Source organism: Klebsiella sp. CN_Kp113 (assembly GCF_040064585.1).
Taxonomy (GTDB): domain Bacteria; phylum Pseudomonadota; class Gammaproteobacteria; order Enterobacterales; family Enterobacteriaceae; genus Klebsiella; species Klebsiella michiganensis.
Window position 1 is genome coordinate 51,603 of the sequence record NZ_JBEAID010000020.1, and the last position, 23,128, is coordinate 74,730.

Here is a 23,128-nt window from a genome sequence, read left to right on the forward strand (position 1 = left end):
GAATAGATTTATTTGACGCTAAGGTCATTCTTCACGCTTTTGACGCCGGAAACGGCTTTCGCAATACCTTCCGCCCGCTCCGACTGCTTACTGGACTCTACCGTACCGGATAAATGTACAACGCCATCGGTGGTCTCAACCTTCACGTTACGCGACGGAACGATATCGTCAGCCAGTAATTTCGCTTTGATCTCGCTGGTCACCGCCGTGTCACCGGCGTAGCCCTTCAGCGAAGCAGATTTTTCGTTCTGTACGCTAAGCTTGTCGTTAACGGAGGTCACGCCTTCAACCGCTTTCGCTACGCTAAGCGCCTGCTTATGCTGCTCTGAACTGTCAACCGTACCGCTTAACGTGACGACTTTGTTTTCAGTTTTCACAGAGATATCGGTGCTGCGAATATCTTTATGATCGATCAGCGCCGCTTTCACCCTGGCGGTGATGGTGCTGTCGTCCATAAAATTCCCGACTTTGTTCATCGAATTATCAACGGCTTGCCCGGCATTGCTTGCTGCAGATTTTGCGCTATCTGCGGTCGAGTTTTCCGCATACGCCGAAGCGCTGATTATTGCTGAGCCCAGGAAGAGGGCCAGGAGTGTCTTGCCGCTCTTAAGTTTTGTCATCGTTGTTCCTCGTTATATCTAAGCAGGTAAAGCAAAATAAGTAGTCTATTAAGCCAGGATTCCAAAAATTACTTATTAAATGTAGTAGATACGCGGAAGAGTGCGGCATGAACGGGTAAAAAAGCGCGCAAAACGGTAAGAATTAAGAACTTTCCAGAAAGGGCAATCTGAGGGGGAAATGGCGTGGAGCGCGGCGAAAACCGCGCTCCGGAGAGGATTAGTGCTCGCGGGTTTTACGGAACTGGACGTCAGGGTAACGTTCCTGCGTCAGGTTCAGGTTAACCATGGTCGGGGCGATATAAGTCAGGTTATCGCCGCCATCCAGCGCCAGCTGAATTTCGTTCTTACGCTTAAACTCTTCGAATTTCTTCGCGTCGCTGCATTCCACCCAGCGTGCGGTCGCGACGTTGACGGACTCGTAAATCGCCTCAACGTTGTACTCGCTCTTCAGGCGAGCAACAACCACATCAAACTGCAGCACACCCACCGCGCCAACGATCAGATCGTTATTGGCGATCGGACGGAACACCTGCACCGCCCCCTCTTCAGAGAGCTGAACCAGCCCTTTCAGCAGCTGTTTCTGCTTGAGCGGATCTTTCAGGCGAATGCGGCGGAACAGTTCCGGGGCGAAGTTCGGGATACCGGTGAACTTCATCATTTCACCCTGGGTGAAGGTATCGCCAATCTGAATGGTGCCGTGGTTATGCAGACCCAGGATATCGCCCGGATACGCCTCTTCCACATGCGAACGGTCGCCGGCCATAAAGGTCAGCGCGTCGGAGATCACCACGTCCTTGCCGATACGCACCTGGCGCATCTTCATACCCTTCTCGTACTTACCGGAAACCACGCGCATAAAGGCCACGCGGTCGCGGTGTTTCGGGTCCATGTTGGCCTGAATTTTAAAGACGAAGCCGGTGAACTTCTCCTCCGCGGCCTCCACGGTGCGGGTGTCGGTTTTGCGCGGCATCGGCGCGGGCGCCCACTCCACTAAACCGTCCAGCATATGATCGACGCCAAAGTTACCCAGCGCGGTGCCGAAGAATACCGGCGTAATTTCGCCCGCCAGGAACAGCTCTTTATCGAATTCGTTAGACGCGCCCTGCACCAGCTCCAGCTCATCGCGCAGCTGCTGCGCCAGGTCTTCACCCACCGCGGCATCAAGCTCCGGGTTATCCAGCCCCTTCACGATGCGCACTTCCTGGATGGTGTGGCCTTTACCGGTCTGATACAGGTAGGTTTCATCTTTATAAAGATGGTAAACGCCCTTGAACAGTTTGCCGCAGCCAATCGGCCAGGTGATCGGCGCGCAGCCGATTTTCAGCTCGTTTTCCACTTCATCCAGCAGCTCCATCGGATCGCGGATGTCGCGGTCGAGTTTGTTCATGAACGTCAGGATCGGCGTATCGCGCAGACGGGTGACTTCCATCAGCTTACGGGTACGATCCTCGACGCCTTTCGCGGCATCGATAACCATCAGGCAGCAGTCCACCGCCGTCAGGGTACGGTAGGTATCCTCGGAGAAGTCTTCGTGGCCCGGGGTATCCAGCAGGTTAACCAGGCAGTCGTGATACGGGAACTGCATCACGGACGTGGTGATGGAGATACCGCGCTGCTTTTCCATCTCCATCCAGTCAGATTTCGCATGCTGGCTGGAGCCGCGACCTTTCACCGTTCCGGCGGTCTGAATAGCCTGTCCGAATAACAGTACCTTTTCAGTAATGGTCGTTTTACCGGCATCCGGGTGAGAAATAATGGCAAAAGTGCGGCGCTTGGCCACCTCCTGCAAATAAGGAGACAACGTCATAATTCAATCTTCTTAGTAAACGCGGCAACGCGCCGCGCATGTTGAATACGAAAAAATTGCGGCTATTTTACCCATCAATGGGGGGGAGGCAATCAGTGTTTACACAGGAGTTGCTCCAGTTCGCTTAAAGAGGTGACCGTCCAGTCCGCGCGGAGGTCCGCGGGCAGTTCGCGCTGATGGGGGTTGAACCAGCAGGTCGCCAGGCCGGCATTCACGCCGCCGCGAATATCCGATTCCGCCGTATCGCCAACCATCAGCACCCGCGAACGATCGGGATTGCCCGCCTGCGCCAGCGCATAGTCGAAAATACGCGCATCCGGCTTAGCCACCCCAACCTCTTCGGAAATAATGAGCAAATCAAAGTGATCGCGCAGTCCGGTACGTTCAAGACGCGTCTGCTGCAGTGAGGTAAAACCGTTGGTGATGATGCCCATTTTTACCTTCCCCTGCAGCGAATCAAGCAGCGATACCGCTCCCGGCAGCGGCGAGCAGATCTCCGCCATCGCGTTCATAAACGCGGCGTTCAGCTCGCCGGGAGGGACGTTCAGGCGTTCCGCCCAACCGTCAAAGCGCTGATGCTGCAGCTGAAGAGAGGTAATGGCGCCGTTTTGATAATCCACCCATAGCGGCTTATTCACGGCCTGGTAGTCCTGAAAATCCTCTGCGGAGAACGTCACGCTATAGTCGAGAAACATCCGCTGTAGGCCGCTAAATGAGTCAAACGTAAATAACGTTTCGTCGGCATCAAAGAAAATCCAGTCCCACTTCATCGTATCACCTTGTCTTACATACTGATTGGCAGTGCCATTATGATGGCGTCCTCACGTCCGTCGACCGTGGGGTAATAGTTGCGGCGAATCGTCGCCTCGTTAAAGCCTAAGCTTTCATAGAGCGCGATGGCGGCGACGTTAGACGCGCGCACCTCCAGCCACAGCGTGACGACGCCGCGTTTTTCAACTTCATCAATCACCCGTTCCAGCAGCGCCCTGCCCAGACCGCGACGCTGGAAAGCGGGGTCGACGGCAATATTGAACAGCGTCGCTTCGTCGAGCACGATTTGCGTAATGGCAAAGGCCGCCATCACGCCGTCCACGGACAGTTGAAGATTCAGATAGCGCTCGCCCTGATTACTGGCAAACGTCTGTTCGCTCCACGGAAAAGCGTGGGCGCGCGTTTCAATTTGCCAGGCGCGGGGCAAATCAGCCGGGTTGAGGGTAGAAATCGTGTTCATGTGCGCAAATCTGTTGCCAGAGCGCCATGCGAGCAGGCGTGCTGGTCTGAAGTTCATCGAAAGCGGGCGTGGAAAGCTGTGCGCCCGCCAGCAGCAGCGGCGCGTCGGTGCCCAGCCGCCAGCTATTACAGCGTGCGTCCTGAGGCAGCATCGCAACGCGTTCAGGCGTCAGCTGCATCACCTGCTCCGGCATCAGGGCCAGCGCGCGCAGAATATCGCTGATAAGCGGTTCGGTCAGCGATGGCGGTTCTTCCGCCACCATCACCAGACGAATGTGTCCAGGAAGCGAGATAGCGATTTCACCCTGTAACGCCCCAGGACGACGTAGCGACCACTGGGTGATGCCCAGCTGCTGTAATTGCCAGTCTCGTCGGGATGTCATAGCGAAACACTCCTGTTAATTAAGCGCGCAATATAGCAAATCCGTCGTATCTGCGCCAACAAACTACGCGGCGGTCGGAGCGCATCCCGCCGCCAACAAAGAGGCAGGCCGAAAGATAACGTGTATAATCGGCGCCAGTCTTAATGAAGGAGTGTTTCATGTCCGCTTTTACCCCGGCAAGTGAAGTCTTGCTGCGCCACAGTGATGATTTCGAGTCCGCCCGCGTTCTGTTTGCCGGTGACCTGCAGGATGACCTGCCCGCACGTCTGGACACGGCCGCCAGCCGCGCCCATACCCAGCAGTTCCACCACTGGCAGGTACTGAGCCGCCAGATGGGCGAAAATGCCCGCTATAGCCTGGTCGCAGAGGCCGGCGATGTCGCCGATTGCGATACGCTGATTTACTACTGGCCAAAGAACAAACCGGAAGCGCAGTTTCAGCTGATGAACCTGCTTTCGCTGCTGCCGACCGGTATTGATATTTTCGTGGTTGGCGAAAACCGCAGCGGCGTGCGCAGCGCCGAGCAGATGCTGGCGGAATATGCGCCGCTGAGCAAAGTCGACAGCGCGCGCCGCTGTGGACTGTATCACGGTCGTCTGGAAAAACAGCCCGCGTTCAATCCAGAACAGTACTGGGGCGAGTATTCGCTGGATAATCTGACGATTAAAACGCTGCCGGGCGTCTTCAGCCGCGATGGCCTGGATGTCGGTAGCCAGCTGCTGCTTTCCACGCTGACGCCGCATACCAAAGGTAAAGTGCTTGATGTCGGCTGCGGCGCCGGCGTGCTGGCAACCGTGCTGGCCAGCCACTCGCCTAAAGTCCGCCTCTCGTTGTGCGACGTCAGCGCCCCGGCAGTTGAAGCCAGTCGCGCCACGCTGGCCGCTAACGGCATCGAAGGGGAAGTGTTCGCCAGCAACGTGTTCTCTGAAGTGAACGGCCGCTTCGACATGATTATCTCCAACCCGCCTTTCCACGATGGTCTACAAACCAGCCTGGAGGCCGCGCAAACGCTGATTCGCGGCGCCGTTCGTCATTTGAACAGCGGCGGCGAGCTGCGCATCGTCGCTAACGCCTTCCTGCCCTATCCGAACGTGCTGGATGAGATCTTCGGCTTCCATGAAGTGATTGCCCAAACGGGCCGCTTTAAGGTCTACCGGACGGTGATGACCCGTCAGGCGAAGAAATAATCCTGCGTTTTTTCGGCGCCAGCAGACGCTGGTCGCCGATGTTTTTCCTCTCTGACCGTCCATTTTTGCAACAATCAATCCAACTGATACAATTAACTATTGACGAATAGCTGAAAACCACTAGAATGCGCCTCCGTGGTAACGATACTTTCATAGTGTCGATGGTATGCGAAGGTGGCGGAATTGGTAGACGCGCTAGCTTCAGGTGTTAGTGTCCTTACGGACGTGGGGGTTCAAGTCCCCCCCCTCGCACCAATATTCTTACCCTTCCGTTTTATCCCATCAGCTTCAAATTCATTATTACCAGCATCATCCCACTGACCAGCGCCACGCATGATGGCAGCAGAACAAAGTGCCTTAGCTGACGGTGCCAAATCATCACCGCTGACATGAGCATTCCCAGCGTCACCAATCCGCGCCAGGCATCTACCGACAAATCGGCAAACCCGAGGACGGCTATCAGTACGCCAGGGATCAACACGCCCCATCCACTCCCTAAAGTTCGCTGCAACATGTTTTCGCCTCTCACAACGATAATGATAACCAATATCATATGGTAATTTTTATCATTTGTCATCCCGGGAAAATAGCGCGTCCTTATTCTTTACGTTTGTGGTAATGACATACATTCATGAAGGTGATAAATTAAGCGGCAAAAAATAATATATTAAATTATCTGATTATTTCGTAAAAACCTTATTTTGCGCACTGTTTTTTATTATTCACTTCAAACTAACATCACATTGAATTTTAACGATTAATAATGACAACTCCGACATGACTGCACAATCCTGGCGCTCCCATTACGAACAAAAATATCAGTATTCCTTACGGCTATTTTTACTGCTTAATTTAGTTTCATCCGTCTTATCCCTTGTCAGCCCGCTCTTTACCGTCATCACTTTTACATTACCCTGTTTTCTGATAGTTGCCTGCAGCACGGTCCTGCTGCTATGGCACTGTAAATTCTCTCAGCACAAAATAAATATTCCGGTTATTTCTCTGCTATTTGGCCTGCTTTGGGCGTGGCACGTTGCGCTAAAAGCAATGGTGATGGGGCCGCCGCATTTTAACTACCTGGTGATCGCCTTATTAAGCGTGTTATTTATTGGCACCATTGCTTTTTCCAGCAATATCATTGGCTTTACTTTGCACTCTTTACCCACATACCTTATCTGCCTGATTCTTGGCGGAGGAGAACAATGGCTGCGCATGTCCTGGTGCTTTCTGTTGCCTATTGCCGGTATCACCCTGCAAAGCCTTATTCAGAAACGCAGCGATGTATTCACGCAGGGGCTCATGGATAAGCTGCTGAAGGAACGCAATACCCTTAACGATCTCAGTATGTTGGATCCGCTTACCGGTTTGTATAATCGGCGGGGCTTACAAAACCGGCTGGACACCATTCTTTCTCTCGACGGCGCCGGGCATTACGTTCTGCTACTGGACATTGATCATTTCAAAGCCTACAACGACCACTACGGGCATATGATGGGCGACCAGGCTTTGATTCAGGTCTCCGCCGCCATTCGTAACGCCGTGCGCTCGCGCGACATCGTTGCCCGCTTTGGCGGCGAGGAGTTTATGGTGCTGTTGACCAGCAGCTGTGCGGAAAACGCCCTTCAGGCCGCAGAGCGCATCCGCCAGCGGGTCTACGATCTAAAAATCCCGCATATGTTTAATGAAAGCGTCGCGACCAACGTGACCATCAGTATCGGCATGACGCCGCTGATGGATGCGGATATCGACAGCGCGCTGAAACGGGCGGACAACGCGCTCTACGAAGCCAAAAATATGGGACGTAACATTATTCTCACCAGCTAGGCCTTTACCGCGCGGCAGGCGTCGCCGCGCGGACAAATCTCTTGCCAAGCCGGTGCCGCGGCATTAGTATCAGAAATCATTATCATTTAGATTTGTATCTGGCACCCGATGACTTACCGTTCACTTGCATTCAACAATGAGATCATCTGGCGGGCTCCGCTCCCTTCGGCTGAGCGTGAACTGGCGAACGCAATACGGGACAAGATTACCGCGTTACGTCCGCATCTGCTGGATTTTATCCGTCTGAATGAAGAAGCCCCTCACCATGCACTCACCCTGGCTGAGTGGTCGCAGCCCGCGACGCTGAGTTCGTTAATCGCGACGTATTCTGACCATATTTATCGCAACCAGCCCGGGCAAGCCCGTGAGCAAAAACCGCTGCTATCCCTCTGGGCACAATGGTACATCGGTTTACTGGTGCCCCCTTTAATGCTGGCGCTGTTGAGTGAAGAACGCGCCGTTAGCCTGGCGCCGGAGCATTTTCGCGTCGAGTTTCATGAAACAGGCCGTGCCGCCTGTTTCTGGATTGATATCCATTCAGCAGGTACTTCCTCGGCAGAATCCGCGCAGTCCCGGATGGAAAAGCTGGTCACCACCGCTTTGCAACCTGTGGTGCAGGCGCTTGAAGCCACTGGCGATATCAATGGCAAACTTATCTGGAGCAATACGGGTTATTTGATTAACTGGTATCTCGGGGAAATGAGAACCCTGGTCGGAGATGAAAAAGTGGCCGCGCTGCGTCAGCTCTTCTTCTTCAACAAACAGCTATCAGGCGGTGAGGATAACCCGCTGTGGCGTACGGTGGTTTTACGTGAAGGGCAGCTCGTGCGCCGCACCTGTTGCCAGCGCTATCGCCTGCCGGACGTACAGCAGTGCGGGGACTGTACGCTGAAATAATCGATGGTGAAAACAAACGGGCGGCTATTCAGCCGCCCGTTTGTTTTTATGCCGTTTGCTGACTCTCTTCCGCCATGCGCTGCGCCTCTTCGGCCTCCTGCGCGAGCAGCTGTTTCTCGTACACCTTGAAGAACGGGAAGTAGATAATCGCCGAAACGCAGGCCAGGACGACCACCAGAATCGCCGCCCGGAAATCCCACCCCAGCGCCCACGCGCCGCCAATCGGCGCCGGAGCAGTCCACGGAACAACCGAAATCACCCGGCCGATAAGATCCAGCTTCATTGCCGCCCAGGCCAGTACGGCGTTAACCATCGGCGCCAGCAGGAAGGGAATAAAGAACACCGGGTTCATCACGATAGGGGTGCCAAAAATAACCGGCTCGTTAATGTTAAACAGGCTTGGCACCACGCTCAGACGGCCAATCGAACGCAGATGCGCGGAGCGGCTGCGCAGATAGCAGAATACCAGCCCCATCGTCGCCCCTGAACCGCCAATCACAATAAAGAATGTCCAGAACGCTTCCATAAAGATATGCGGCAGCGGAGCCCCCTGAGCCAGGGCCTGCTGGTTCATGCCGAGGTTAGTGAGCCAGAACATTTGCAGCATGCCGGAAACAATGGCCGCACCGTGGATCCCCGCAAACCACAGCAGGTGGCCCACCAGAACCGCCAACAAAATTGCGGGTAAGGAGTCCGCTGCGGAAACCAGCGGCTTAAAGATAGCCATAATCGCCTGAGGGATCAGCATATCGAAATGATGCTGAATAAGCAGGCTCAGGGGATAGAGCGTCAGGACGACAACCAGTACCGGGATCAACAGATCAAACGAGTTTTTGATCATCGGCGGCACCTGATCCGGCAGGCGAATACCGATATTATGCGCCTTCAGGAAGCGCATCATTTCAACGCAGTAGACCGCCACCAGAATCGCCGTAAATATGCCCGTTCCTCCCAGGCTATCTACCGGCAGGTTGCCGTTCGTTTTTGGCGCCGCCACCAGCAGGAAGGCCATGATCGACAGCATGGCGCACATAAAGGGGTCGAGCTGATTGGTTTTTTCGTAATGCTTGCCGAGGTTATAGGCGATCGCGGCGCAAATGTAGATCGACATAATGCCCATCGTCATATCGAACGGCGTCAGAATTCGCCCTTCAAACTCTTTTGCCAGATCCAGCCAGGCGCGGGCAAATCCCCATGTGGTATCCGGTGAAAACGGCGGATACGCAAATACCAGCAGAAAAGAGCCGACAATCATAAACGGCATGGCGGAGATAAAACCGTCGCGGATTGCCATAACGTGGCGCTGAGACGAGATGCGTCCGGCGACAGGGCTGATGTAATTTTCTACGAAGCGAAATATCAGATTAAATGCAGCATGGTTAGCAGACATAGCAGCCCTCCTGACAGGCTAGATGAACAGGCCCAACAACGATTATCTTGCCGTTATGATGAACCCGCTTCGGCGAGAGGGTTACCCAATCGGATAGCCTGCTGGCCCGACTGCTCAACCAGGTTCGATTCATCTTCGGCTCTTTGTTATAGGTGACGCAGGGAAGTTACCTTGTCAGTATTCCTGTCTCTGTGAATAACCGCAACCGGTTACAGTAACCGGTTGCGGTGAATGTGAAGGAGATCCAGAAATTAAAAAGAATCTTGATTCTCTACCATGGATATTTACACTTTGCGAAGCTTGTGACAGATTTTTAACAAGCCTTAATCAGGAGATTCCAATGAGTCTGCAGTCCGTGCGGCAGTTTTTTACTGACCACGCCCCCGATATCGAAATCATCGAACTTACTCAGAGCACGGCCACGGTAGCGTTAGCCGCAGCGGCGCATAACGTTGAACCCGGGCAAATCGCCAAGACCCTGTCTTTAAAAATAAAAGAAAGGGTTGTTCTCGTTGTCGCGAAAGGCGATGCGCGCCTGGATAATAAAAAGCTAAAGGAAGCCTTTGGCGCTAAAGCCCGTATGCTAAGCAGCGATGAGGTCATTACGCTAACGGGACACCCCATTGGCGGCGTCTGCCCATTTGGCCTGGAAGTTCCGCTGGCTGTGTACTGCGATATCTCACTGAGGCAGTACCCGGAAGTGCTGCCAGCAGCAGGTTCAATATATAGCGCCGTTCGTATTTCACCTGAACGGTTGGCGCAGCTGACTGATGCTAAGTGGATTGACGTGTGTCTTTAACAGACCGCTGAGGTTACTGAGCAAGGCGCATCACCGTGGCATCATCATTATTCGCCGACAGGCGCATGAGTATGTCTGCCGCGCTCAGTAGTCCCATATCAGAACTGACGCCGAGCTTGGTCATGGCGTTAAACTTATGGGCCCGGATCGTTTTGATATTGCGTTCCAGCTGCGTCGCTATTTCCGGCAACGAGTAGCCATAAGACATATATCGCAGGATGGTATGTTCCGTTGGGCTCAAAAGTTGGCTATAGATACTCTGCTTTTGGCTTAACGAGCTCTCATTCGCCGGATAGCTACGATCGAGAAGCTGAAGCAAGCACTCCTGCAGCTGTAGCCGACAGGCCGATTTATTCAAAATACCGTGTAAGCGAGAAGGCGTCAGATGGCTGACCAAACGCATTTCCGCTTCATCATTAGCTAAGATAATTCTTTGCGTGTCGGGACAATAACGCGCGATCTCATGGAGAAAGAGCAAGCTTTCAAGTCGGGATCTGCGGTTACCTGAAAGTGAAAAAATAATCGCAGAAAAATCTCTCGCCTGAAACTCCCGTTTTAATGCCATCGTATCTTTAAAGAACTGAATACGATAATTCTTACCACTTTCATTAATTAATATGTGGCGAAGCGCCACTTCTGTCATCGCACATTTCTCTACGATAGCGACATATCTTGTTGTGAGGTCTTTTTCCATTCTGTTTGATCTCCATAGGCTGAATAAATATTCAGCTCCTTCATTCCCTGTGCACTATTAATCCAGGCATACATCTCTGCATTACTACGCAAAGATAAGCGGCGCATAGCACTATTTTTCTGCGCACTTATGGTTTTATTGCTCTTCTTCAATAAAGCAGCAATTTGATTAATTCCCCATCCTTTTGCAAGAAGCCTCAACACCTTACGCTCAGAAAGAGTCAGAATAACCAGCTTTTGCGGTTCTTCATCGATGCGTTCTACCTCAGGAGAGAACAACGTCTGGCTAATTCGTTCAGCGGCAAGTCCACCCGCGCGCACAACCTCAATGAGACGTTTTACCGGCTCGCTGTCCGAAATTAATGTACTTTCAGGACGCATTAATAATTGAACAGCTAACGGAAAACAGGCGTTGCCTACCATAAAGACCCAGTGTATATCCCTGTATTGAGTCATTAAAGAGTAGTAATGTTCGCAAATATTTCTTGGATGCTCTATTTCACCGGACAAGTCAGCAATGACTAACACTGCACGACGCAGCTGCAGCAAGGTTAGCTCATCCTGAGAACGACAAAAACTCAATTCATAATCAGGGAGATGCTCCCCAACGATGGCTTTTAAGCCGGACTGCATAACCGGTATTCTGCTGATAATAATGCCGAACTTACCTTGTCCTGGTAACATAAACCCTCCGCTTCCTGTCGAAGACTCACCGCCGGCGGAAAAACAATTGGATGCATAATTTAATAGTCATCGTAATTATTTTGCCCAAATGAATCTTTATCATCCCTGGCGGGTGCGCGATATCGCACCCTAAAGCCAACTTAATAATGAGGAGTAACATATTGCTGTTATCCATACCAATGATTAACATTAACACAGGTAGTTGTCATCAATAAATTAGAAATGGTTAACATCGTCGTTAGATACGCTAACTTAAGATATATTAAATAAAGATTTATTTATTTTATTTTTTTCCTAAATACTTTTGGTGATTCACCGCTATAGCGGCGAAAGAAGCGAGAAAAATAGGCCGCATCAGTAAACCCTAAGTAATCAGAAAGTTGAGCGATAGTCATGCTGGTGTACTGCAGGTTGCGACGCGCCTCAAGCATCAACCTTTGATGTAAAACTCCCAGTGCGCTGCAGCCATAAAATTCATGACACAAATAATTCAAATGAGTCGCAGACACCCCCACCTCCCTGGCATACCCGGCTAATGGCATATGTTCACGATAGTGGCTTTCGATAAGGCGCGAGAAATGACGCATGACGCTCCGCTTACGTTCCGCTTTGTCCTCCGTTATGAGCTGCGGTTGATATTGCCGATTCAGCCAGACCAACAGCGCTCCCAGCAGTGAATGAAGCATCATTTCGCGCGCATCGTAATCTTCGCGGTACTCCTCTTGCAAAGCGGTAAACAGCGCCCGGATATGGCCCCGGGAGCTCTTCACCGGCACGCAACGCGGGTGGCCGAGCACATCCAGCTGACTGCCAAACTGATTTTCAAGGCTTCCGAGCAGCGGCAGCGCCAGCGACAAAACGTAGCCCTCCGTACCCGGCGAAAAGCGAAATCCATGAATACATAGCGCCGGAACCACCTGAATACAGGACTCCGTCATCACGGTCGTCGCGCCTTCGATTTCAATCTCCGCCCGCCCTTTATGCAGATACAGTAGCTGCACCAGCTCTGCGTGCTGATGCACGCGGATATGCCATTCATAAAGATGGCTGCGCTGGAGTATGGACTCACAGTGCAGAAGATCGGGCGTTGGCCAGCCCTGATCTTCGCCATACAGTTTGAAAACGGGAATGGTACTCGCTGCCTGCATCACGACTCCAGAGCCTTTTCTATTACGCCACGCGTTCCATCGGCAGACCCACATAGTTTTCAGCGATAGTGGTTAACCCGGCGCGTGATTCAAGATAGTAGCGACGATCCGCCGCCTGCATTTTTCTGTCGAACTCGCTTTGTTGCGGAAAATCATGCAGCAGACGCGTCATAAACCAGCTGAATCGCTCACCTTTCCACACCCGATCCAGCGCCAAACGCGAGTAGCTGGCTAAGAGGTCAATACGGCCATGGTGATAATACTCACGCAGGATCCGCCAAAGATAGTTCACATCGGACGCCGCGAGATTCAGCCCCTTCGCCCCGGTAGGCGGTACGATATGCGCCGCATCTCCCAGCAGAAATAGCCTCCCGTACTGCATCGGCTCCACTACATAGCTGCGCAGCGGCGCGATACTCTTCTCAAGTGAGTGACCGGTTACTAACTTATTGGTCAGCTCATCAGGGAGACGCCGCTTGAGCTCAGTCCAGAAGCGTTCATCAGACCACTCCTCCACCTTTTCGCTAAGCGGTACCTGCAGATAATAGCGGCTTCGAGTTAGTGAGCGCTGACTACAGAGCACAAACCCCCGCTCGTGGTGGGCGTAAATCAGCTCCGGGTTCACCGGCGGCGTATCGGCCAGCAGCCCGAGCCAGCCAAACGGCCAGACGCTCTCGTACTCTTTCAGCACCCCTGCCGGGATGCTCTGGCGGGACACGCCGTGAAAGCCGTCGCAGCCGGCGATAAAGTCGCACTCAAGGCGGCAGTTTTCGCCATTGCTGATAAAAGAGACCGACGGTCGATCGCTTTTTGCCTCATTAATGGTGACATCGCTGACGCCATAAATCGTCGCTGCCCCGCATGCCTCCCTCGCCGCCATCAAATCCCGCGTCACTTCGGTCTGGCCATACACCATCACGCTTTTGCCTGCCGTCAGTTCCGTTAGCGGAACCGGTACGCGCTTGCCCTCAAACAAAAATTCGACGCCGTGATGGATCAGCCCTTCCGCATCCATTCGCCGGGCCGCCCCGGCTTCGCGCAGCAGTTCTACCGTTCCGCTTTCCAGAATTCCCGCGCGGATCCTCCCCAGCACATACTCAGGCGTCTGTCGCTCAAGGATGACGGTCTGAATCCCGGCGTGATGTAATAACTGCCCCAGCAGGAGTCCCGACGGGCCCGCTCCGATAATCGCCACCTGTGTTTTCATCGCATCGCCTCAGCATGGTTAATTATTTGTTTGTTTTTTGTTTATTAAAAGTTTGAATTTGCATTTTTGATAACTCTGATGGGAAAAAGAAGGGAGAAACGGGTGCAAAAATTGGACTTTTCACCAATCTTGCGGAAGTGTGGCAGAGTTCAAATTTCAGGGTTCCCGTAGAGCGGGTGGTTTTTTACACATTGTTTGATCCTGACCGCTCAGCTAAAACAAGACTTCAGGTAAAAGTAACGCCAGACACTACGGCAACGGGCATCACGGACAGCAGGTATTTATGCAAGCAGATCGGGCAACTCAGCGCGCTATCACGCGATTGTGTATTCAATGTGGTCTTTTCTTATTACAACACGGCGCGGAAAGCGCGCTGGTTGAGGAGCTCTCAACCCGTCTGGGTCTGGCCTTAGGGATGGATAGCGTGGAAAGCGCCATCTCTTCGAATGCGATTGTTCTCACCACCATTAAGGATGGGGAGTGTCTGACCTCAACGCGAAAAAACACCGATCGCGGCATCAATATGCACGTCGTCACGGAGGTTCAGCATATTGTGATTATGGCAGAGCATAAGCTGCTGGATTATAAGGATGTCGAAAAGCGATTCGCGCAAATCAAGCCGCTGCGCTATCCGCGCTGGCTGCTGGTTTTCATGGTCGGCCTCTCCTGCGCCTGCTTTTGCAAACTTAACAACGGCGGCTGGGACGGTGCGCTGGTCACCTTCTGCGCCAGTACGGTAGCCATGTATATTCGCCAGGTACTCACCCATCGTTCAATGCATCCGCAAATCAACTTTTGCCTTACCGCCTTCGTCGCAACGACTATCTCCGGGCTGATGCTGCGCCTGCCGGCTTTCGCCAGCACGCCAACGATCGCGATGGCCGCCAGCGTGCTGCTGCTGGTACCCGGTTTTCCGCTGATCAACGCCGTTGCCGACATGTTTAAGGGGCATATCAACACCGGTCTGGCGCGCTGGGCCATTGCCAGCCTGCTGACGCTCGCCACCTGTATCGGCGTGGTGATGGCGATGACGATGTGGGGGCTACGCGGATGGGCATAATTTTCTATCTCTACGAACTGGCGCTGGATATGATGCTGGCAGCCATTCCCGCCGTCGGGTTCGCCATGGTGTTCAACGTCCCGCAGCGGGCGCTGCGCTGGTGCGCGCTGCTGGGCGCTATCGGCCACGGCTCGCGCATGGTCATGATGACGGCGGGTTTTAATATTGAGTGGGCGACGTTTATGGCGGCACTGCTGGTTGGCAGCATCGGTATCCAGTGGTCCCGCTGGTATCTGGCGCACCCGAAGATTTTTACCGTAGCGGCGGTGATCCCGATGTTCCCCGGCATCTCCGCCTATACCGCGATGATTTCAGCGGTGAAAATCAGCCATTTCGGCTACTCGGAAGAGATGATGATTATGCTGCTGAGCAACTTCCTTAAGGCTTCATCGATCGTTGGCGCATTATCCATTGGCTTGTCTATCCCCGGGCTTTGGCTGTATCGCAAGCGTCCGCGCGTCTAGCTAATCGCGCCGCCGGGTCACCCGCGGCGCTCCTTCCTGAGCGACCTCTATGCTACTATGTGTGCAGCTACCCCTCTCTTTTTAGTTGTTCAGAGTTGAGATTGATTTATGTCTTCACGAATATTAACTACCGATTTTAGCGGTCTGGATGACTTCATGCAGGATCACGCAGCGGTACTGGCAAAATCGGCCAGCGGCGCCGTCGCCGTATTTGCCAACAACGCCCCCGCATTCTATGCGCTGACGCCGGAGCGTCTGGCGCAGCTGCTGGAGCTGGAAGCAAAACTCGCGCGTCCTAACAGCGATATTGCGCTGGACGCGCAGTTTTTTGACGAGCCGACGGCGACCCCCGTTGCGGTTCCGATGGGGAAATTTCCGATGTACGCCGACTGGCAGCCGGATGCGGATTTTCAGCGCCTGGCCGCGCTGTGGGGCATCGCTCTGAGCCAGCCCGTTACGCCGGAAGAGTTGGCGGCATTTGTCGCTTACTGGCAGGCTGAAGGTAAAGTCTTTCATCATGTCCAGTGGCAGCAGAAGCTGGCGCGCAGCGTACAGATTGGCCGGGCCAGCAACGGCGGCCAGCCGCGCCGGGACGTCAACGCGATTAGCGAACCTGATAATCACATTCCACGAGGATTCCGAGGATGAGCATGAAAAATGTCGGCGATTTAATGAAGCGCCTGCAAAAGATGATGCCAGCCCATGTCGAACCCGCGTTTAAGACAGGTGAGGAGCTGCTGGCATGGCAAAAAGAACAGGGCAAGCTGCGTTCTGAGGCGCTGGAACGCGAAAACCGGGCCATGAAAATGCAGCGAACCTTTAACCGCTCCGGCATCCGCCCGCTGCATCAGAACTGCTCGCTGGATAACTACCGGGTGGAGTGTGAAGGCCAGATGATTGCGCTGTCCCGAGCGCGCCAGTACGTCGAGGAGTTCGACGGCAATATTGCCAGCTTTATCTTCTCCGGCAAACCGGGTACCGGAAAAAACCATCTCGCCGCCGCTATCTGCAACGAACTGCTGCTTCGGGGTAAGTCGGTGTTGATTATCACCGTCGCCGATATCATGTCAGCGATGAAAGATACCTTTGGCAACCGGGAAACCAGCGAAGAGCAGCTGCTCACCGACCTGAGCAAGGTGGACCTGCTGGTGATTGACGAAATCGGCATGCAAACGGAATCACGCTACGAAAAGGTGATTATTAACCAGATCGTCGATCGCCGCTCTTCGTCAAAGCGCCCTACCGGTATGTTAACCAACAGCACCATGGACGAGATGAACAAGCTGCTCGGCGAGCGCGTGATGGACCGGATGCGGCTGGGCAATAGCCTGTGGGTTAACTTCAACTGGGACAGCTACCGCGATCGCGTAACCGGGAAAGAGTATTAAGATATTTCTGAACCCCGCCGGCGTTATAATCAGGGGATTATTCAGTCACGGCGAAGAGTACGTCTATGAAATCTGCAAAAACGTTGTTCCGCACGGCAATGGTGGCCGGCGCTTTATTGACCTTTGGCGCGCACGCCACCTCCTGGCAGGATTCGCTCTCCAGCGCCGCTAACCAGCTCAGCAGTCAGAGCGGAAGCCAGCAAAGCGGCGGTATGTCCCTCTCTTCGCTGACCGGTTTGCTCAACGGCGGCAGCCAGTCGTTGACTTCCAGCAGCATGAATAATGCCGCCGGGATTATGTCTTACTGCGCGAAACAGAAGCTGGCTTCGGTTACCAATACCGAAAACGTTAAAAATCAGGTTCTGGATAAGCTGGGTCTCAGCACGCCGGAAAAACAAAAAGAGGACACCAACTATCTTGAGGGCCTTCAGGGCTTGCTGACCAGTAAAGACGGCCAGCAGCTGAATCTGAACACCCTTGGCAGCAGCCCGCTGGCGGAAAAAGTGAAAACCAAAGCCTGCGATCTGGTCTTAAAACAGGGCGTGAGCTTCCTCTCCTGATTTCATCCTCTTAATGCCGCGTTTGGCGCGTTACCCCGGCCTGCGCGGCGGCAACGTCTGTTTTTTAACATCTTTCCCCCAAATCCCCTGGCTGACTGGATGTGAGGCAGTTCAAAAACGGCGATTTCTAAACCAATTCTGAACCACAGCACAAATTCATGACGATACAATTGCGGCAATATTGCGCTGCAATTACAGTGTAGCGTGAAAAAAGATCTATCTGGCCAGCCGACAGCTGGCGTGAATGAGGATGAGCTGTGTCAGAGTTGTTATCCATCGCCCTGTTTCTTGCTTCGGTGATGATTTACGCATTAAAAGCCGGTCGTAATACCTGGTGGTTCGCCGCCACCCTCACGGTGCTGGGCCTGTTCGTTGTTCTGAATATTACCCTCTACGCCAGCAATTACTTCACCGGCGACGGTATCAATGACGCGGTACTTTATACGTTGACCAACAGCCTGACGGGCGCCGGCGTGGGCAAATATATTCTGCCGGGCGTGGGGCTGGTCGTCGCGCTGGTCGCGGTATTTGGCGCACTCGGCTGGGTGCTCCGCCGTCGCCGGCATCATCCTCATCACTTTGGTTACAGCCTGGTGGCGCTGGTTCTGGCGCTGGCGTCAGTGGATGCCAGCCCCGCCTTCCGCCAGATTAGCGAGTTGGTTAAATCCCAGTCCCGCGATGGCGATCCTGACTTTGCGGCTTACTACAAAGAGCCGTCAAAAAGCATCGCCAACCCGAAACTGAACCTGGTGTACATTTACGGCGAAAGCCTTGAGCGCACTTATTTTGATAACGATGCGTTCCCGAACCTGGCCCCAGAGCTCGGCAAACTGAAAAGCGAGGGGCTGGACTTTAGCAACACCGCCCAGCTCCCCGGTACCGACTACACGATTGCCGGAATGGTCGCCTCCCAGTGCGGGATCCCGCTGTTTGCGCCGTTTGAAGGCAACGCCTCGGCCTCGGTTTCCAGCTTTTTCCCGCAGAATATCTGCCTTGGAGATATCCTGAAAAACTCGGGTTATGAGAACTACTTTGTGCAGGGCGCTAATCTGCGCTTCGCCGGAAAAGACGTTTTCCTTAAATCTCACGGCTTCGATCATCTGTACGGCGCGGAAGAGCTAAAAACCACGGTCGCCGATCCGACCTATCGTAACGACTGGGGGTTCTACGATGATACGGTTCTTGATGAAACCTGGAAAAAATTCGAAGCGCTTTCGCAGTCAGGAAAACGCTTTTCGCTGTTTGCGCTGACGGTCGATACCCATCATCCGGATGGCTTTATCTCCCGCACCTGCCAGCGTAAAAGCTACGATATGGACGGTAAAAAGAATCTTTCGTTCAGCGCCGTCTCCTGTAGTCAGGAGCATATCGCGGCGTTAATCGAGAAGATTAAAGCTTCGCCGTGGTTCAAAAATACGGTCATCGTGGTGTCATCCGATCACCTGGCAATGAAAAACAGCGCCTGGGACTATCTGAATAAGCAGGATCGCAGCAACCTGTTTTTCGTTCTGCGCGGCGATGAGCCCCAGCAGGATACGCTGGCCATCAAGCGTAATACCATGGATAACGGCGCGACGGTGCTCGATATCCTCGGCGGCGATAACTTTATTGGCCTTGGCCGCAGCAGCCTTTCCGGCGAGTCGCTCTCCGCCGTGTTCCTCAATATGAAAGAGAAGGTGCTGGCGTGGAAGCCGGATATCATCCGCCTGTGGAATTTCCCCAAAGAGATGAAGAATTTCACCGTGGATTCACAGAAGAATATGATCTCCTTCTCCGGCAGCCATTTCCGCCTGCCGCTGCTGCTGCGTATCTCCGATAAGCGCGTTGAGCCGCTGCCGGAAAGCGAATACTCCGCGCCGCTGCGCTTCCAGCTGGCCGATTTCGCGCCGCGCGATAACTTCGTCTGGGTCGACCGCTGCTACAAGATGGGTCAGCTGTGGTCGCCGGAAGTGGCGCTCTCTACCGACTGGTGCGTCTCGCAGGGCCAGTTGGGGGGCGAACAGAAAGTCCAGCGCGTCGATAAAGCCCAGTGGCAAGGTAAAACCGCGTTCAAAGATACCCTTATCGACATGGAGCGTTATAAAGGCAACGTCGATACGCTGAAGATCGTCGATAACGATATTCGCTATAAAGCCGACAGCTTCCTGTTTAACGTCGCCGGCGCGCCGGAAGAGGTGAAGCAGTTCAGCGGCATCTCCCGACCGGAAACCTGGGGGCGCTGGTCTAATGCCCAGCTCGGCAGTGAAGTGAAAATTGAATATAAAGAGCCGCTGCCGGAGAAATTCGATCTGGTGATTACCGCCAAAGCCTACGGGCCGAATGCCAATAAGCCGATTCCGGTACGGGTGGGCAACAGCGAACAAACGCTAACGCTGGCCAATGATGTCACCACCACCACCCTGCATTTCGATAATCCGTCGCGCAGCAGTACGTTGACGATTGCGCCGCCGGACCCGCAGTCCACGAACGAGGGCAATATTCTCGGCCACTCTCCCCGTCAGCTGGGCATCGGCATGGTTGAAATCAAAGTGGTGAAAAGCGAAGGATAAGCCATCGTGCCCGGCGGCTTTTTGCGCCGGGCCGTGGTGACGGTGGGTGGAAATTAGCCATGCAGCGGCTTTAGCTCATCCGCCGACAGTCCGGTAATCCGCTGTACCGTCTCGGTATCTAAACCGTTCTGCAGCATACTGCCGGCAATGCGCAGCGCTTCCCGCCGGCTCCCTTCCTGCAGGCCTTCCTGTATCCCTTCCCGCCTCCCCTCCTGGCGACCTTCTTGCCTTCCCTCTTGCCGACCTTCCTGCTTGAGCTTTTGAGCGATAGACATCAACCTCTCCTCATAGTGTGGCAGACGGCGGGCCAACCGGCGGAGAAACACGCTCGGATCGGCGCTATTGCCGTACTGCAGCATATAATGAAACAGCACTCTTAACTGCCTGCGGTTAGTGTATCCCAGCATCACCAGGGTCGCCAACGACTCCGTAATCCCGCTGAGATCGCGCTGACGAATATGCTTTTGCATCAGCTCCAGCAGAGCGACCCGCCGGTGCTGAACGATTTCATCGTCCGGCATCACCGTTACGTCAACCAGCGGAAACGGGCAGGCGTACAGCGTCCTCGCCATCTGCGGGTCAGCAAATTCGTCCAGCCAGTTCAGGGAAAAGGGATAAGGACTGGTCGCGCCGTGATAAAAAAGCATCGGCACCACCAGCGGCAGCGTTTTGTGCCCGGCGTCGAGGTGCCGCTGCATCGCGGCAATCGCATAGCGCATCAGGCGAAAAGCCATATGGTTATCCGGCGAACTCTGGTGCTCTATCACCACATACACATATCCCAGGCCGCAGGGGGTTTGTACCGACCACAGTACGTCCGAGTACCAGGCGCGCAGATCTTCATCAATAAAGCTCGCCGGCTCCAGCCGTAGGGTAGAAAAATCACACCGCTGGCGGATCGCTTCCGGCAGGTGCAGCGTGAGAAAATCATTCGCCGTCTCCGGGTGGCGAAGAAATCGCTTAAAGACCGCATCATGCGGCGTTGAGGTCATCCGTTTTTTCATGGCCGTCCGTTTGCCTGAACGAGAAGGAAAGCCGGACTCTACCATCGGTTTTTACTTCGTTGGTTTTGGCGATGATTTTATGGGAAGCGCCTCGGAGAATCGCGCAGCGGCCAGCCCGGCTGGCCGCCATCAGCAAAGCTTAGTAATCAAACTGACGGTAATAACGGCGGATATTAAGGTCGTGCCCGGTATGGTGTTCAAAATGGGCCGCCAGCCTGTCCACCAGCAGGGTGGAAACCACGCACGGCGCCATAATCCAGCGGAAAGCCTCATCAATGCCGTTCAGCGGATAGTCGCGCGGGTCAATCACCACCAGATGGTCGGTGATCTTCTCCGCGAAGCGCTCAACGCGCTCATCCAGCGCCCGGCATTTACCCTCGCCTTTGACCAGGAACAGCGGGACCTCTTTTTCCAGCAGCTCCAGGGTACCGTGGAAAAACTCGGCCGAACTCACCGACTTGGTCCGCTTCCACTGCATCTCTTCGAGAATACACATTGAGAACAGATAGACCTCACCCCACATTTCCGCCCCGCCGATCCACATCATATAGTCGCAGCCGTGATACTGAGCGGCGATTTTATCCGCCTGCGGATCGAACTGGCGTTTGGCCTGCAGGAGATTCTCCGGCAGCAACTCCAGCTGGCGGGCAAAACGATCGTAATCGGAAAATTCGCCGTGACGATAAATGACGCGGAAGAATAACCAGTAGAGCAGCATATATTCATATTCCACGCCGTTCTTGTGGCACATCGGAATATGCCAGCTCGCCGCCTCGGCTAATGGCGAATTGGCGTTACGGGTGATGGCCACCACGCGAATCCCCTGCGCTTTGCACCATTCGGCAATGGCTACCGACTCTTTGGTATCGCCGGACTTGGATAACGTCACCACCACCGCATCTTTATTTAATTTTTTATGTCCGCGATGGATTAATTCCGCCGCCTGCTCAAGGTAAACCGGCACGCTGGTTAATTCTTTTGCAAACTCATTTATTGCCATCATCGGCGCCAAAGAACCGCCCACCGAGGCGAAAAATAAGGCGCTACAGCCGCTCTGATAAATATCATCGGCAACGGTTTCCGCCTGTTTGCGCGCAGCGATGATCTCGCGAGCACTGGTCAGGTACTCGTCCTGATTAAAACCCAACATAGTTTTCTCCTGAATAATCAGATTTTACTTTTTAAGACGCGATCAAAATCGTCAAAAATACGTTTAGCCAGATCGATGCCTTTCAGGCCGGCGGTATGCCAGGCCAGCATCTGGACGGGAACAATCAGCAGCAGCGGCGCCAGGTGATGTTCACACGGGCAGCTTAGCGCCAGCGTCTGCGCATCCTCTTCATCGCTCAGCGTCAGCGTAAAGGCGCGGGCAATGGACGGCGCCATATAGTCCCGCAGCGCCCGGCTCCGCGCATCAGGCGCATCTTCAATAAACAGCATCACATGGCGGGCATTGGCTTCCAGATAGGGGCCGTGCATATAGGCCTCAAGTTCAAAACCGCTGGAAGGCACGCGTACCGTTTCGGTAAATTTGGTTTCGAACTCCTTGGCGACGCCCACCAGCGCGCCATAGCCGGTGGCGACGAAGCGCTCGCCGCCCCGCAGCGCTTCGCCATGCCTGTCGATAAACCGCGAGGTGCGGTCAATGACATCCGGGATCGCCGCCGCCAGCCGCTGCAGTTCGGCAAGATAGCGCTGCTCCTCGGCCTCGCTGGCTTTCCCCTGGGCACGGGCAATCATCAGCGCCATCAGCAGCAAATTCAGCACCGTCGCGCTAAACCCGCGGGTGACAAACCCCACGCTCTCAATCCCGGTATTGATATCCAGTATCCCGTCGCAGGCCCGGGCGATCGGGCTTTGCGGATCGGAGGTCAGCGCAAAAACCGGCAGGCTCAATGCCTGCACCTTACGCATCGCCGCCAGCGTCGAGGCGCTTTTACCGCTCTGCGAAATCGCCACCACCAGATCGGTATGCGGATCGACCGCCTCGTAGTGCGTAAAGTTGTACGGCTCTTTAATCTCAACCAGGACGCCGAAGCGCTGCTCAAAGAAATAGCGCGCGCACAGGGCGGCGTTCAGCGACGAGCCGGTCGCCAACAGCAGAATGCGGCGCACCGGGTGCTGGCGGGCAAAGGTCTCAATCGCCGCCAGCTTTTGCCGGTAGTCGCGCAGGATCTGCGTCAGACAGGCCGACTCTTCGCTGATATAGGTCATCATCGTTGGTACCATTTTCG

24 protein-coding genes and 1 tRNA gene are annotated in these 23,128 nt (G+C 54.1%); 11 read left to right on the plus strand and 14 right to left on the minus strand.

What is annotated here, in order from left to right; all coding sequences use genetic code 11:
- Nucleotides 1–8: 8 nt before the first annotated feature.
- The 5 genes from osmY to ABLV30_RS12580 all read right to left on the minus strand — a co-directional run bounded on the left by osmY (nucleotide 9) and on the right by ABLV30_RS12580 (nucleotide 4,040).
- Nucleotides 9–620: a molecular chaperone OsmY gene (gene osmY / locus ABLV30_RS12560; RefSeq protein WP_014227828.1), complete on the minus strand. Its 612-nt coding sequence runs from the start codon at nucleotides 618–620 to the stop codon at nucleotides 9–11.
- A 217-nt stretch (nucleotides 621–837) separates the two neighbouring features.
- On the minus strand, nucleotides 838–2,427 hold the full coding sequence (gene prfC / locus ABLV30_RS12565; RefSeq protein WP_004098388.1) for a peptide chain release factor 3: 1,590 nt from the start codon (nucleotides 2,425–2,427) through the stop codon (nucleotides 838–840).
- 92 nt (nucleotides 2,428–2,519) lie between these two features.
- Nucleotides 2,520–3,197, minus strand: coding sequence for a pyrimidine 5'-nucleotidase (gene yjjG, locus ABLV30_RS12570; RefSeq protein ID WP_004098385.1), 678 nt, complete (start codon nucleotides 3,195–3,197; stop codon nucleotides 2,520–2,522).
- A gap of 14 nt (nucleotides 3,198–3,211) precedes the next feature.
- On the minus strand, nucleotides 3,212–3,658 hold the full coding sequence (rimI, locus tag ABLV30_RS12575) for a ribosomal protein S18-alanine N-acetyltransferase (RefSeq protein WP_004098383.1): 447 nt from the start codon (nucleotides 3,656–3,658) through the stop codon (nucleotides 3,212–3,214).
- Complete coding sequence (locus tag ABLV30_RS12580) at nucleotides 3,627–4,040, minus strand: DNA polymerase III subunit psi (RefSeq protein WP_014837349.1); 414 nt, start codon at nucleotides 4,038–4,040, stop codon at nucleotides 3,627–3,629. The genes rimI and ABLV30_RS12580 overlap by 32 nt, the downstream gene beginning before the upstream one ends.
- Nucleotides 4,041–4,198: 158 nt before the next feature.
- Here ABLV30_RS12580 and rsmC point away from each other — a divergent pair, with 158 nt between their 5' ends.
- Together rsmC and ABLV30_RS12590 are read left to right on the plus strand one after the other, a co-directional pair.
- Nucleotides 4,199–5,227 (plus strand): 16S rRNA (guanine(1207)-N(2))-methyltransferase RsmC, encoded by a 1,029-nt coding sequence (gene rsmC, locus ABLV30_RS12585; protein WP_064406233.1) that lies wholly within the window; start codon nucleotides 4,199–4,201, stop codon nucleotides 5,225–5,227.
- 168 nt (nucleotides 5,228–5,395) lie between these two features.
- A tRNA-Leu gene (locus ABLV30_RS12590) sits at nucleotides 5,396–5,482 on the plus strand.
- 19 nt (nucleotides 5,483–5,501) lie between these two features.
- Here ABLV30_RS12590 and ABLV30_RS12595 read toward each other — a convergent pair.
- On the minus strand, nucleotides 5,502–5,741 hold the full coding sequence (locus ABLV30_RS12595) for a DUF1435 domain-containing protein (protein WP_014227825.1): 240 nt from the start codon (nucleotides 5,739–5,741) through the stop codon (nucleotides 5,502–5,504).
- Between the two features lie 263 nt (nucleotides 5,742–6,004).
- On the opposite strand from ABLV30_RS12595, the gene ABLV30_RS12600 reads away from it, so the two are divergent.
- Together ABLV30_RS12600 and fhuF are read left to right on the plus strand one after the other, a co-directional pair.
- Nucleotides 6,005–7,051, plus strand: a complete 1,047-nt coding sequence (locus ABLV30_RS12600; RefSeq protein ID WP_025106869.1) for a GGDEF domain-containing protein — start codon at nucleotides 6,005–6,007, stop codon at nucleotides 7,049–7,051.
- A 108-nt stretch (nucleotides 7,052–7,159) separates the two neighbouring features.
- A complete protein-coding gene (gene fhuF / locus ABLV30_RS12605; RefSeq protein WP_224266102.1) occupies nucleotides 7,160–7,948 on the plus strand; it encodes a siderophore-iron reductase FhuF in 789 nt (262 codons plus the stop codon).
- Nucleotides 7,949–7,994: 46 nt separating this feature from the next.
- Here the strand turns inward: fhuF and ABLV30_RS12610 are convergent, their stop codons facing one another.
- Nucleotides 7,995–9,338: a PTS sugar transporter subunit IIC gene (locus ABLV30_RS12610; RefSeq protein WP_025106871.1), complete on the minus strand. Its 1,344-nt coding sequence runs from the start codon at nucleotides 9,336–9,338 to the stop codon at nucleotides 7,995–7,997.
- Between the two features lie 340 nt (nucleotides 9,339–9,678).
- Between ABLV30_RS12610 and ABLV30_RS12615 the strand changes: the two genes are divergently transcribed.
- Nucleotides 9,679–10,137 (plus strand): YbaK/EbsC family protein, encoded by a 459-nt coding sequence (locus ABLV30_RS12615; protein ID WP_014227821.1) that lies wholly within the window; start codon nucleotides 9,679–9,681, stop codon nucleotides 10,135–10,137.
- Nucleotides 10,138–10,150: 13 nt separating this feature from the next.
- Here the strand turns inward: ABLV30_RS12615 and bglJ are convergent, their stop codons facing one another.
- The 4 genes from bglJ to pobA form a co-directional block, all read right to left on the minus strand.
- Nucleotides 10,151–10,831 carry a DNA-binding transcriptional activator BglJ gene (bglJ, locus tag ABLV30_RS12620; RefSeq protein ID WP_025106872.1) on the minus strand — a complete coding sequence of 227 codons (681 nt, stop codon included), beginning with the start codon at nucleotides 10,829–10,831 and terminating at the stop codon, nucleotides 10,151–10,153.
- The gene (locus ABLV30_RS12625) at nucleotides 10,792–11,514 is read right to left on the minus strand and encodes a LuxR C-terminal-related transcriptional regulator (RefSeq protein WP_014227819.1); all 723 of its coding nucleotides are present in this window, start codon (nucleotides 11,512–11,514) and stop codon (nucleotides 10,792–10,794) included. Before ABLV30_RS12625 ends, bglJ begins: the two co-directional genes overlap by 40 nt.
- A gap of 278 nt (nucleotides 11,515–11,792) precedes the next feature.
- Nucleotides 11,793–12,662, minus strand: a complete 870-nt coding sequence (locus tag ABLV30_RS12630; protein WP_014227817.1) for a helix-turn-helix domain-containing protein — start codon at nucleotides 12,660–12,662, stop codon at nucleotides 11,793–11,795.
- A gap of 22 nt (nucleotides 12,663–12,684) precedes the next feature.
- Nucleotides 12,685–13,869, minus strand: coding sequence for a 4-hydroxybenzoate 3-monooxygenase (pobA, locus tag ABLV30_RS12635; protein ID WP_032747826.1), 1,185 nt, complete (start codon nucleotides 13,867–13,869; stop codon nucleotides 12,685–12,687).
- Nucleotides 13,870–14,152: 283 nt separating this feature from the next.
- On the opposite strand from pobA, the gene ABLV30_RS12640 reads away from it, so the two are divergent.
- The 6 genes from ABLV30_RS12640 to opgB all read left to right on the plus strand — a co-directional run bounded on the left by ABLV30_RS12640 (nucleotide 14,153) and on the right by opgB (nucleotide 19,890).
- Entirely contained in the window at nucleotides 14,153–14,929 is a 777-nt protein-coding gene (locus tag ABLV30_RS12640; protein WP_025106875.1) for a threonine/serine exporter ThrE family protein, read from the plus strand.
- On the plus strand, nucleotides 14,920–15,393 hold the full coding sequence (locus ABLV30_RS12645) for a threonine/serine exporter (RefSeq protein WP_004098364.1): 474 nt from the start codon (nucleotides 14,920–14,922) through the stop codon (nucleotides 15,391–15,393). The genes ABLV30_RS12640 and ABLV30_RS12645 overlap by 10 nt, the downstream gene beginning before the upstream one ends.
- Before the next feature lie 108 nt (nucleotides 15,394–15,501).
- Nucleotides 15,502–16,041 carry a primosomal protein DnaT gene (gene dnaT, locus ABLV30_RS12650; protein ID WP_009652817.1) on the plus strand — a complete coding sequence of 180 codons (540 nt, stop codon included), beginning with the start codon at nucleotides 15,502–15,504 and terminating at the stop codon, nucleotides 16,039–16,041.
- Nucleotides 16,042–16,043: 2 nt separating this feature from the next.
- Entirely contained in the window at nucleotides 16,044–16,781 is a 738-nt protein-coding gene (gene dnaC / locus ABLV30_RS12655; protein ID WP_014227813.1) for a DNA replication protein DnaC, read from the plus strand.
- Nucleotides 16,782–16,846: 65 nt separating this feature from the next.
- Nucleotides 16,847–17,341, plus strand: a complete 495-nt coding sequence (locus ABLV30_RS12660; protein WP_116280471.1) for a DUF2501 domain-containing protein — start codon at nucleotides 16,847–16,849, stop codon at nucleotides 17,339–17,341.
- Nucleotides 17,342–17,598: 257 nt separating this feature from the next.
- On the plus strand, nucleotides 17,599–19,890 hold the full coding sequence (gene opgB / locus ABLV30_RS12665) for a phosphatidylglycerol--membrane-oligosaccharide glycerophosphotransferase (RefSeq protein WP_048262647.1): 2,292 nt from the start codon (nucleotides 17,599–17,601) through the stop codon (nucleotides 19,888–19,890).
- A gap of 53 nt (nucleotides 19,891–19,943) precedes the next feature.
- Here the strand turns inward: opgB and ABLV30_RS12670 are convergent, their stop codons facing one another.
- From ABLV30_RS12670 to ABLV30_RS12680, 3 genes are all read right to left on the minus strand, one after another.
- Entirely contained in the window at nucleotides 19,944–20,894 is a 951-nt protein-coding gene (locus ABLV30_RS12670) for an Rpn family recombination-promoting nuclease/putative transposase (protein ID WP_049083202.1), read from the minus strand.
- 139 nt (nucleotides 20,895–21,033) lie between these two features.
- Nucleotides 21,034–22,044, minus strand: coding sequence for an SIS domain-containing protein (locus ABLV30_RS12675; protein ID WP_165795126.1), 1,011 nt, complete (start codon nucleotides 22,042–22,044; stop codon nucleotides 21,034–21,036).
- A 17-nt stretch (nucleotides 22,045–22,061) separates the two neighbouring features.
- Nucleotides 22,062–23,123 (minus strand): SIS domain-containing protein, encoded by a 1,062-nt coding sequence (locus ABLV30_RS12680; protein WP_049069993.1) that lies wholly within the window; start codon nucleotides 23,121–23,123, stop codon nucleotides 22,062–22,064.
- Nucleotides 23,124–23,128: the final 5 nt, after the last annotated feature.